Genomic DNA, 2,244 nt, shown 5'->3' on the forward strand with positions numbered 1-2,244 from the left:
AATGGACGGGTATCGGCTGAGAGGTCGGCATCGGGACAGAGTTACAAAGATTCAAACCATGAAGAGTTTGATCCTGGCTCAGGATGAACGCTAGCGGCAGGCCTAACACATGCAAGTCGAGGGGTAGCATTGGTGCTTGCACCAGATGACGACCGGCGCACGGGTGCGTAACGCGTATGCAACCTGCCCCATACTGGGGGATAGCCTCTGGAAACGGAGATTAAGACCCCATGGCATCCCTACGCGGCATCGCGTTGGGATTAAAGGTCACGGTATGGGATGGGCATGCGTCCCATTAGCTGGTTGGTGTGGTAACGGCACACCAAGGCGACGATGGGTAGGGGCCCTGAGAGGGGGGTCCCCCACACTGGTACTGAGACACGGACCAGACTCCTACGGGAGGCAGCAGTGAGGAATATTGGACAATGGGGGCAACCCTGATCCAGCCATGCCGCGTGCAGGAAGACTGCCCTATGGGTTGTAAACTGCTTTTGTACGGGAAGAAACCCACCTACGTGTAGGTGGCTGACGGTACCGTGCGAATAAGGACCGGCTAACTCCGTGCCAGCAGCCGCGGTAATACGGAGGGTCCGAGCGTTATCCGGAATCATTGGGTTTAAAGGGTCCGCAGGCGGGCCGCTAAGTCAGAGGTGAAATCCCACGGCTCAACCGTGGAACTGCCTTTGATACTGGCGGCCTTGAGTCACGGTGGGGTGGTTGGAACATGTGGTGTAGCGGTGAAATGCATAGATATCACATAGAACACCGATCGCGAAGGCAGATCACCAACCGTCGACTGACGCTGAGGGACGAAAGCGTGGGGAGCGAACAGGATTAGATACCCTGGTAGTCCACGCCGTAAACGATGGTCACTAGCTGTCCGGCCCTTGGGCTGGGCGGCCAAGCGAAAGTGATAAGTGACCCACCTGGGGAGTACGCTCGCAAGAGTGAAACTCAAAGGAATTGACGGGGGCCCGCACAAGCGGTGGAGCATGTGGTTTAATTCGATGATACGCGAGGAACCTTACCAGGGCTTGAATGCAGTCTGACAGCTTTAGAGATAGAGCCTCCTTCGGGCAGATTGCAAGGTGCTGCATGGTTGTCGTCAGCTCGTGCCGTGAGGTGTCAGGTTAAGTCCTATAACGAGCGCAACCCCTGCCACTAGTTGCCAGCATGTAAAGATGGGGACTCTAGTGGGACTGCCGGTGCAAACCGCGAGGAAGGTGGGGACGACGTCAAATCATCACGGCCCTTACGTCCTGGGCCACACACGTGCTACAATGGCCGGTACAGCGAGCAGCCACTGCGCGAGCAGGAGCGAATCTACAAAGCCGGTCACAGTTCGGATCGCAGTCTGCAACTCGACTGCGTGAAGCTGGAATCGCTAGTAATCGGATATCAGCCATGATCCGGTGAATACGTTCCCGGGCCTTGTACACACCGCCCGTCAAGCCATGGAAGCTGGGGGTACCTGAAGTCGGTCGCCGCGAGGAGCCGCCTAGGGTAAGACCGGTAACTGGGGCTAAGTCGTAACAAGGTAGCCGTACCGGAAGGTGCGGCTGGAACACCTCCTTTCTAGAGAAGTCCGGTGTCGGCCTTCGATGCGCGTCCCATCGGGGATGGGGTCCTCTTCTCCTGTCATTATGAATATGAGGCATTTTTTCGCGTGCGCTTTTCGCGCCGCGTGGAGGGTCGCGTACCTGCCCGACGCAGTCCCGAGTACTCGGGGACGTAGGCGGGGCTCAGCATTGCTGGGCGCAGCGCACTCACAGAGTCGCGTAGCTCAGCTGGTTAGAGCGCTACACTGATAATGTAGAGGTCGGCAGTTCGAGTCTGCCCGTGACTACGGTTGGCAAGTTCATTGCGATATATTGATTGGAAATTTTAGGAGTTGGGTGTCCCAGGTTGACGTATAGGTGTCATCATTTAACTGATAACTGTTAACTGATCGCCGACTACCGGAAGAGGGGAATTAGCTCAGCTGGCTAGAGCGCCTGCCTTGCACGCAGGAGGTCATCGGTTCGACTCCGATATTCTCCACGATGCGCCGTTTTTTTTTTGGCGTGAAGAGTTCATTGACATTTTGAGAGAGAAATACGAGAAACAAAGCAAATAGCGAGAGCTATATTAAGTTTAGGCTCCCACGTGAGAGTGGGGGTCCCATCGAGCGCCACACGCGAGTGTGGCAACCTGGAACAAGTTACGAAAGGGCGTATGGGGGATGCCTAGGCTCTCAGAGGCGAC

2 tRNA genes and 1 rRNA gene are annotated in these 2,244 nt (G+C 56.2%); all 3 read left to right on the forward strand.

From position 1 onward, the window contains the following. Positions 1 to 55: 55 nt before the first annotated feature. The 3 genes from ACFQ1M_RS09690 to ACFQ1M_RS09700 all read left to right on the forward strand — a co-directional run bounded on the left by ACFQ1M_RS09690 (position 56) and on the right by ACFQ1M_RS09700 (position 2,040). Positions 56 to 1,575 (forward strand): 16S ribosomal RNA (locus ACFQ1M_RS09690). Positions 1,576 to 1,772: 197 nt separating this feature from the next. After that, a tRNA-Ile gene (locus tag ACFQ1M_RS09695) sits at positions 1,773 to 1,846 on the forward strand. Positions 1,847 to 1,966: 120 nt separating this feature from the next. Further along, positions 1,967 to 2,040, forward strand: a tRNA-Ala gene (locus ACFQ1M_RS09700). The last annotated feature ends 204 nt before the right edge of the window (positions 2,041 to 2,244 follow it).

The sequence above is a fragment of the Sungkyunkwania multivorans genome (assembly GCF_042675645.1).
Lineage (GTDB): Bacteria > Bacteroidota > Bacteroidia > Flavobacteriales > Flavobacteriaceae > Sungkyunkwania > Sungkyunkwania multivorans.